Here is a 7,278-nt window from a genome sequence, read left to right on the forward strand (position 1 = left end):
GCCCCGCAGGGCTACCCGGCCGCCCCTCCCGCCGCTCACGCCCCCGCCTGGGGTGCGCCGCAGCACGGCGGGCACGGTGGGCACTACGGCCACCACCGCCAGAAGGGCTTCGGCCGGATGCTGTTCTCGTCCTGAGCGTTCTCCGTGGCCCGGGAAGCCTCGTGCCGCCCGGGCCACGGAGGGGCGGACCGTACGCAGTACGACAAAAGAACCCCCGGCCGTGGGGACGGCCGGGGGTTCTTGCTGGTGCGCGATACTGGGATTGAACCAGTGACCTCTTCCGTGTCAGGGAAGCGCTCTCCCGCTGAGCTAATCGCGCAGGTGAACCTGCGTTTACCTCGTGTGTGCTGCGTGCGCGATACTGGGATTGAACCAGTGACCTCTTCCGTGTCAGGGAAGCGCTCTCCCGCTGAGCTAATCGCGCGGGGATCCTTGCGGACCAGTGATCCTTACGGATCAGTGGACGATACTGGGATTGAACCAGTGACCTCTTCCGTGTCAGGGAAGCGCTCTCCCGCTGAGCTAATCGTCCTTGGAGGTGGAGACGGGATTTGAACCCGTGTAGACGGCTTTGCAGGCCGTTGCCTCGCCTCTCGGCCACTCCACCAGGGATGGGGGCTCGGGAAGAATCCCCCACCTTCTGCGAGCGGACGACCAGGTTCGAACTGGCGACCTCAACCTTGGCAAGGTTGCGCTCTACCAACTGAGCTACGTCCGCTTGTCTTTCCCGGTCCGCTTGCGTGTCCCGGCGACGTGTTGAACTCTAGCGGATTCCTGGGCCAGTACAAAAACGCGTTTGTGCAGCGTGCTGCGCCGACCCCGGCCCGGTCCTCGCCCCGACGCAGGTCACCGCACACCGTCCTAGACTCATTCGCGTGTCCGACCTCGCCCCCTTGGCCCGTTTCGACGGCCTCATAGCCTCCGGTCTGCAGGATGTGACCCACGATCCCGCGGCTCTCGACTCGTCCGGTTTCTGGGCGGTATCCGCTGATTTCGAGGGTCGTATCGTCTGCGCCCGCTTCTCCGACGTACGCAAGGAAGCGGTGCCCCCTCCCGCGCCCGGAGCCTGGCGCGGGCCCGCCGGCGGGGACTGGACCTCCTCGCTGGACCGTGACGCCTACACGGCGGGCGTACGGCGGATCCGTGAACACATCGCGGCGGGCGACGTCTACCAGGCCAACCTCTGCCGGGTGCTGTCCGCGCCGCTCCCCGGCGGCGGGACCGGTGCCGACGTCGACGCGCTGACCTCCCTGCTCGCCCGCGGCAACCCCGCTCCGTACGCGGGAACGATCCGGCTGCCCGGCCACGGCGTGGAGATCGCCACCGCCTCCCCGGAGCTCTTCCTCCGGCGCGACGGGCGGACGGTGGAGTCCGGGCCGATCAAGGGCACCGGCCGGACCGAGGCCGATCTGCTGGAGAAGGACCACGCCGAGAACGTGATGATCGTGGACCTGGTCCGCAACGACCTCGGCCGGGTCTGCGCCACCGGCAGCGTCACCGTGCCCGACCTCTGCGTGGTGGAGAAGCACCCCGGTCTCGTCCACCTCGTCTCCACCGTCCGGGGCCGGCCGGCCGAGGGGGCGGGCTGGCCGGAGCTGTTCGCGGCGGCCTTCCCGCCCGGCTCGGTCACCGGCGCGCCGAAGTCCAGCGCGCTGCGGATCATCGCCGAGCTGGAGCGGGGTCCGCGCGGGCCGTACTGCGGGGCGATCGGCTGGGTCGACGCGGATCGGGGCACCGCATCGCTCGCCGTGGGCATACGGACGTTCTGGATCGACCGGACCGGGCCCGAGGCGCTGCTGCGGTTCGGGACCGGCGCCGGCATCACCTGGGGATCCGACCCGCAGCGCGAATGGGACGAGACCGAACTCAAGGCTTCCCGGCTGCTCGCTGTAGCGTCGGGGACGCATCTGGAGACAGGAAGGGACGCATGATGAGGATCTGGGTCAACGGCGGACTGCGGGACGCCGACGACGCCCGGCTGTCGGTGCTCGACCACGGGCTGACCGTGGGCGACGGCATCTTCGAGACGGTGCGTACGAGCGAGGGGCGCCCCTTCGCGCTGACCCGGCACCTCGACCGCCTCACCCGCTCCGCCCGGGGCCTCGGCCTGCCCGACCCGGACCACGACGAGGTCCGTCGCGCCGTCGCCGCGGTCGTCGACGCCAATCCCGTCGCCCTGGGACGCCTGCGGATCACCTACACCGGCGGGCTGTCCCCGCTCGGCTCGGACCGGGGCACGGACGGGCCGAGCCTCGTCGTCGCCCTCGACGGGGTGAGCCGCCGCCCGGACAGCACGGCGGTGATCACCGTCCCCTGGACGCGCAACGAACGCGGCGCGCTCACCGGCCTGAAGACCACCTCGTACGCTGAGAACGTCGTCGCCCTGGCCCGGGCGCGGGAGAAGGGCGCGTCCGAGGCGCTGTTCCCCAACACCGCCGACCGGCTCTGCGAAGGCACCGGCTCCAACGTGTTCGTCGTCCTGGACGGCCGCATCCACACCCCGCCGGTCGCCTCCGGCTGCCTCGCCGGGATCACCCGGGCGCTGACCGTGGAGTGGACCGGGGCCGAGGAGACCGATCTGCCGATGGACGTGCTCGCCGAGGCCGACGAGGTGTTCCTGACCTCGACCCTCCGCGACGTCCAGGCGGTGCACCGGATCGACGACCGCGAGCTGAAGCCGGAGATCGGACCGGTGACGGCGAAGGCGATGCGGATCTTCGCCGAGCGGGCGGGCGACGACCTCGACCCGTAGACGGGCGACGTCCTCGACCCGTGGAACGGGCCCGGCGGCCCGGAAACGCGCGTGACGGGGCGTCGTCCAGGGGATACAAACCCTTGATGACCACGACACTCCGGCCGTCCGGGCCGCTTCAGCAGGGCGCCGACGGCGCGCGGTCCCGCCACTACGACGTGTGCGACAACGGGCGGCCCGTCGGCTCCGTCGCGATCAGCACCGACGACGCGTTCGGCCCGACCGCCGGGGTGCTCGGCTCCCTCGCCGTGGAGGAGTCCCGGCGCAGGCGCGGCCGGGGCACCATTGCCGCGCTCGCCGCCGAGGAGGTGCTGCGGGGGTGGGGCTGCACCCGGGTACGGGTGGAGGTCCCCGCCGACAACGACCCGGCCCGACGCCTCGCGGCCGCCCTCGGCTACACCGAACGCAGCCGCAACATGGTCAAGGACGTCGGCCCGGACACCGCCCCGCTGCCCGCCGGACTCACCTCGCGCGCGATGAGCGAGGAGGAGTTCGCCGCCTGGCGGCAGGTCGCGGTGCGGGCGTACGCACAGAACTGGATCGACCGCGGCGTCGAGCCCGAGCAGGCCCGGCTCAAGTCCGAGTCCGACGACGCGGCCCATCTGCCGGACGGACTGGAGACCGAGGGGATGCGCTTCCGGGTGCTGCTCCAGGCGGGCGAGGCCGTCGGCCATGTGTGGGTGGCCCTGCGGGAGCTGGAGCCGGGCGGCCCGGCCGGATACGTCTTCGACGTCGAGGTGCGCGAGGAGCACCGGGGCCGGGGCCACGGCCGGGCGCTGATGCTCCTTGCCGAGGACGTCACCCGCGCCTGGCGCGCGGACCGGATCGGCCTGCACGTCTTCGCCTCCAACACCCCGGCCCTGCGGCTGTACGAGTCCCTGGGCTACACGACGACGCGGTACAACCTGGCCAAGGCGCTGTAGAGCGGTCCCCGCGGGGCGGCCCGGCCCCGCGTCGGTACGCCCCGCTACTGGTCCCGTGCGGCCAGGACGCCGTCCACGATCTCCTCGATCCGCTCGCGCAGCCCGTCCTGGCTCTTGCCGCCGTCCAGCCGCTCGTCGCTGATCACATAGGTGGGCGTGCCGGTGACGCCGATCGCCTTGCCCTCGGCGTGGTCGGCGTCGACGATCAGCAGGTGCCGGCCGTCGATCAGCGCGGTGTCGAACTCCTCGGCGTCCAGGCCCAGTTCGCGGGCCACGTCGAGGAGCACCGGCTCGCCCGTGCGGCCGAGGTCGTCGGTCCGGGACAGCAGGGCCTCGATGTACGGCCAGCCCCGGCCCTGCTCGACGGCCTCCTCGGCGGCCTGGGCCGCGGCGTACGCGTGCTTGTGCTTCTCCAGCGGGAAGTGCCGCAGCCGGAGCTCGACGCGGTCCCCGTACCGGGCCCGCAGGGCGCGTACGTCGTCGAGGGCGCGGTGGCAGTCGGGGCATTCGAGGTCGCACCACAGGTCGACGACGACCGGTGCCGCGGGGGTGGAATCGCTCATGCACCCAGTCTTCCAGGCCGGGCGGGCACGACCCAATCCGCACCGGACCCCTCCCCCTGGGGAGGAGCCCGGCCCTGAAATGTCCCTGAGGTGGACCGCCGCCGTGGCCCCGACGAGGGTCGCCGGTGCAGGATGGAAGGGACGTACCCCCTGAGCCTGGAGGCCGTGATGCTTGCCGAGACCATCTGTTCCGCGGTGTCGGCGGCCGGCCTGGGCATCGCCGCGGTGACCGCGTACCGCAAGCGGTTCCTCACGGCCACGAGGATCGCCGCCTACTCCCTCGTCCCCATCGGGCTCGTGCTGACCGGGGTCGTGGAGTGGGTCGCCGGGATCGCCTTCAAGCCCAGCGTCTGGCTCGGCTTCGGGGTGCTCGGCCTCTCCTGGCTGCTGTTCATGACCACCCGCGCCGTCGAGCGCCGCAGCGGCACCACCCGCGCGGAACGCAAGGCCGCGCGGGCGGCCGGGCGGAACGAGGCCGTCGCCCCGGCCGCCTCGGCCCCCTCGCTCGGAGCCGGTGGTGCGGCTTCGACCGCGCAGCCGCAGTCGAAGCCGAAGAAGAAGCAGGAGGCCGCCGCACCCGGCGACGACTTCAGCGACATCGAGGCGATCCTCAAGAAGCACGGCATCTGAGGCTTCGGGCTTCCAGTGGGCCCGTCCGGTCCGAATGCCTGACGGCAACCCGTACGCCGGAGCGATTACCGATGACCACGGGACGGTGAACTCCCGGGTGAATGAACCCGGTTGAGCGCAAGCCCGCCCATCGGTGCGTCATGATCACACCGAGATGGTGGATACCTCCCGGGGCGAAGCCCCCGCACGCCCCGCCGAAGAGCCTCGCGGCTGTCTCTTCGCGCTCTCCCAGCCGCCTCTGATGATCTTCCTGACGGTCATCGGGGTGCTGCTGCTGCTGGCCGCCCTGCACGATCTCTTCATGCTGTGACGCGCGGCGCCGCCGCGCGGGGCGACGCCGGCCTCGGTGTCAGCCCGCGGCCTCCTTGCGCCGGGCCCGGTACGCCGCGACGTGGAGCCGGTTCCCGCACGTACGGCTGGAGCAGTAGCGGCGGGAGCGGTTGCGCGACAGGTCGACGAACGCGTGCCCGCAGTCCGGGGCCTCGCAGCGCCGCAGCCGCTCCTGCTCGCCCGCCACGATGATGAAGGCCAGCGCCATGCCGCAGTCGGCCGCGAGATGGTCGGCGATCGAGGCGTCCGGCGCGAAGTAGTGCACGTGCCAGTCGTAGCCGTCGTGGTCGGTGAGCTGCGGGGTGGTCCCGGCCGCCGCCACGAGCCGGTTGACCAGGTCGGCCGCGGTGCGGGGGTCGGGCGCCGCGAAGACCTCGGCGAAACGGGCCCGTACGTCGCGCACGGCGGTCAGGTCCCGCTCGCCGAGCGTGCCGACCCCGCTGATGAGATGCCGCTCCGCGAAGGCGTACAGGGCGGGGATGTCGGCGAGACCGTCCTCGGGTCCGTCCGCGAGCGGGTCCGCGGGGTCGTCCCGCGGTGGCTCGCTCTCCGGTGCGGTGTTCACCAGATCGACCACCGTGTCGAGGGCGATCCGGGTGTCGTGAGGGATCAGCACGCTTCGCTCCCTGGCCTCCGGCGGGCGGGCGCCTGCCGATGGCGGCTGACTCTACTGGCTCGGTCCGCCGGGGCCGGGGGCGGTGCGGGCCCGCCCGGGAGCGGAACGAGCCCCTCCGGGGCAGGGGAGGAGCGTGCGGGGCCGAGCGCACCGGGGCCGTCGCCGCGGTGGATTCCGCGACGACGGCGCCGGTGTCTGCCCTATGCGGTTGTCGTCACGACGCCGTCGCCCCGAGTCGGACGGCGTCGAGCGGCTCTCTGCCTGGCTCAGCTCTCGGCCAGGATGTGGGAGAGCTCCGTGTCGAGATCGAAGTGACGATGCTCGGTGCCGGGTGGAACCGCGGCGTCGGTCCTCTTCAGGAACGACTCCAGGGCCCGCGCCGGGGCTTCGAGCAGGGCTTCTCCCTCTGGGGAGCTCAGGGCGATGCATACGACGCCTTGACCGTGACTACGAGATGGCCAGACGCGGACGTCTCCGGTGCCGGTGGGCCGGTGCAGCCCCTCGGCAAGGAGGTCGCGGGCGAATACCCATTCGACCGTCTCCTCCGCTCCGGTGTGGAAGGTGGCGTGCACGGCATAGGGATCGGCCGTGTCATACCGCAGGCCCGCGGGTACAGGCAGTGAGGACTCGCTCGACACAACGAGGCGCAGGTGCAGCTCGCAGCTGACCGTGGTGTTCATAAGCGCCAGGGCCTTTCGCTCAGTGTGCGCTCGGGGATTCGCACGTCGGCGAAATCGACATGCCACCTACGGTGGCGTTGTAAACCCCTCTGACCCATTTGTGATGCTTCAGGTCCCTCGCTCAGCGGCTTGTAACTTTGAGTCATGCGTCCATTCCAGTGACGAATGTGTGACCGGAGCCGGTCGGGTAAGTTGGGTTCATGAACGCGGAGAGTGACGAGCGGAGCAAGGTCGCCGAGCAGGCGGACCCGGCACCCGCCACGGGGGAATCTGACCGGGAGGAACGCGAGCTGGGCTCGCGGGCGCCGGGTTTCATCAAGGCGTCGAGGGCGCTCCATCTGAGCTGGCAGGTCGGCGTCTTCGTCGTCGGCCTCGGCGTCGTGATCGCGGGCGTGCTCATGCTGGTGCTGCCCGGCCCCGGCTGGCTGGTGATCTTCGCCGGCATGGCGATCTGGGCGACCGAGTTCGTCTGGGCCCAGCTGGTGCTGCGCTGGACCAAGCGCAAGGTCACCGAGGCGGCGCAGCGGGCCCTCGATCCCAAGGTCCGGCGGCGCAACATCATCCTCACCACGGTGGGACTCGTGATCATGGCGGTGCTGGTCGGGATCTACGTCTGGAAGTTCGGGCTCACCATGCCGTGGAAGATCAGCGAGTAGTCCGGGGACGGTCCAGGAGCACCGCTGACATGGGGTAATGTTTGCGGTGCGCCCGGGCGATTAGCTCAGTGGGAGAGCGCTTCGTTCACACCGAAGAGGTCACTGGTTCGAACCCAGTATCGCCCACC

9 protein-coding genes, 6 tRNA genes and 1 pseudogene are annotated in these 7,278 nt (G+C 71.2%); 8 read left to right on the forward strand and 8 right to left on the reverse strand.

Features of this window, described 5'->3' with window-relative positions; translation table 11 throughout:
* Positions 1-135, forward strand: a pseudogene (locus JS521_RS37040) (zf-TFIIB domain-containing protein); the annotation flags it as partial.
* A 109-nt stretch (positions 136-244) separates the two neighbouring features.
* Here the strand turns inward: JS521_RS37040 and JS521_RS31815 are convergent.
* The 5 genes from JS521_RS31815 to JS521_RS31835 all read right to left on the reverse strand — a co-directional run bounded on the left by JS521_RS31815 (position 245) and on the right by JS521_RS31835 (position 718).
* Positions 245-319, reverse strand: a tRNA-Val gene (locus JS521_RS31815).
* Positions 320-352: 33 nt separating this feature from the next.
* Positions 353-424 (reverse strand) — tRNA-Val (locus JS521_RS31820).
* 36 nt (positions 425-460) lie between these two features.
* Positions 461-532: transfer RNA gene (locus tag JS521_RS31825), tRNA-Val, on the reverse strand.
* 1 nt (position 533) lies between these two features.
* A tRNA-Cys gene (locus tag JS521_RS31830) sits at positions 534-607 on the reverse strand.
* 38 nt (positions 608-645) lie between these two features.
* Positions 646-718 (reverse strand) — tRNA-Gly (locus tag JS521_RS31835).
* A 157-nt stretch (positions 719-875) separates the two neighbouring features.
* On the opposite strand from JS521_RS31835, the gene JS521_RS31840 reads away from it, so the two are divergent.
* From JS521_RS31840 to JS521_RS31850, 3 genes are all read left to right on the forward strand, one after another.
* Positions 876-1,931: a chorismate-binding protein gene (locus JS521_RS31840; protein ID WP_205086385.1), complete on the forward strand. Its 1,056-nt coding sequence runs from the start codon at positions 876-878 to the stop codon at positions 1,929-1,931.
* The gene (locus JS521_RS31845) at positions 1,931-2,752 is read left to right on the forward strand and encodes an aminotransferase class IV (RefSeq protein ID WP_205086392.1); all 822 of its coding nucleotides are present in this window, start codon (positions 1,931-1,933) and stop codon (positions 2,750-2,752) included. Before JS521_RS31840 ends, JS521_RS31845 begins: the two co-directional genes overlap by 1 nt.
* 86 nt (positions 2,753-2,838) lie before the next feature.
* A complete protein-coding gene (locus tag JS521_RS31850; protein ID WP_205086386.1) occupies positions 2,839-3,675 on the forward strand; it encodes a GNAT family N-acetyltransferase in 837 nt (278 codons plus the stop codon).
* Positions 3,676-3,719: 44 nt separating this feature from the next.
* On the opposite strand, the gene JS521_RS31855 is transcribed toward JS521_RS31850, so the two are convergent.
* Positions 3,720-4,238, reverse strand: a complete 519-nt coding sequence (locus JS521_RS31855; RefSeq protein WP_205086387.1) for a DsbA family protein — start codon at positions 4,236-4,238, stop codon at positions 3,720-3,722.
* 168 nt (positions 4,239-4,406) lie between these two features.
* On the opposite strand from JS521_RS31855, the gene JS521_RS31860 reads away from it, so the two are divergent.
* The gene (locus JS521_RS31860; protein ID WP_205086388.1) at positions 4,407-4,868 is read left to right on the forward strand and encodes a hypothetical protein; all 462 of its coding nucleotides are present in this window, start codon (positions 4,407-4,409) and stop codon (positions 4,866-4,868) included.
* Positions 4,869-5,022: 154 nt separating this feature from the next.
* Positions 5,023-5,178, forward strand: a complete 156-nt coding sequence (locus JS521_RS31865) for a hypothetical protein (protein WP_205086389.1) — start codon at positions 5,023-5,025, stop codon at positions 5,176-5,178.
* Positions 5,179-5,217: 39 nt separating this feature from the next.
* Here the strand turns inward: JS521_RS31865 and JS521_RS31870 are convergent, their stop codons facing one another.
* A complete protein-coding gene (locus JS521_RS31870; protein ID WP_205086390.1) occupies positions 5,218-5,814 on the reverse strand; it encodes a CGNR zinc finger domain-containing protein in 597 nt (198 codons plus the stop codon).
* 266 nt (positions 5,815-6,080) lie between these two features.
* Entirely contained in the window at positions 6,081-6,494 is a 414-nt protein-coding gene (locus JS521_RS31875; protein WP_003959770.1) for an SsgA family sporulation/cell division regulator, read from the reverse strand.
* A gap of 200 nt (positions 6,495-6,694) precedes the next feature.
* Here JS521_RS31875 and JS521_RS31880 point away from each other — a divergent pair, with 200 nt between their 5' ends.
* Both JS521_RS31880 and JS521_RS31885 read left to right on the forward strand, forming a co-directional pair.
* Positions 6,695-7,150, forward strand: coding sequence for a TIGR02611 family protein (locus JS521_RS31880; protein ID WP_205086391.1), 456 nt, complete (start codon positions 6,695-6,697; stop codon positions 7,148-7,150).
* Between the two features lie 54 nt (positions 7,151-7,204).
* A tRNA-Val gene (locus tag JS521_RS31885) sits at positions 7,205-7,276 on the forward strand.
* The last annotated feature ends 2 nt before the right edge of the window (positions 7,277-7,278 follow it).

Origin of the sequence: Streptomyces durocortorensis, assembly GCF_016901035.1 — a bacterium.
Classification (GTDB): Bacteria; Actinomycetota; Actinomycetes; order Streptomycetales; family Streptomycetaceae; genus Streptomyces; species Streptomyces durocortorensis.

What these genes read in the sequence shown, in the direction of transcription:
- JS521_RS31875 (WP_003959770.1), bottom strand. Translation starts at nt 6,494, where the DNA reads ATGAACACCACGGTCAGCTGCGAGCTGCACCTGCGCCTCGTTGTGTCG.
- JS521_RS31855 (WP_205086387.1), bottom strand. Translation starts at nt 4,238, where the DNA reads ATGAGCGATTCCACCCCCGCGGCACCGGTCGTCGTCGACCTGTGGTGC.
- JS521_RS31845 (WP_205086392.1), top strand. Translation starts at nt 1,931, where the DNA reads ATGAGGATCTGGGTCAACGGCGGACTGCGGGACGCCGACGACGCCCGG.
- JS521_RS31865 (WP_205086389.1), top strand. Translation starts at nt 5,023, where the DNA reads ATGGTGGATACCTCCCGGGGCGAAGCCCCCGCACGCCCCGCCGAAGAG.
- JS521_RS31880 (WP_205086391.1), top strand. Translation starts at nt 6,695, where the DNA reads ATGAACGCGGAGAGTGACGAGCGGAGCAAGGTCGCCGAGCAGGCGGAC.
- JS521_RS31860 (WP_205086388.1), top strand. Translation starts at nt 4,407, where the DNA reads ATGCTTGCCGAGACCATCTGTTCCGCGGTGTCGGCGGCCGGCCTGGGC.
- JS521_RS31850 (WP_205086386.1), top strand. Translation starts at nt 2,839, where the DNA reads ATGACCACGACACTCCGGCCGTCCGGGCCGCTTCAGCAGGGCGCCGAC.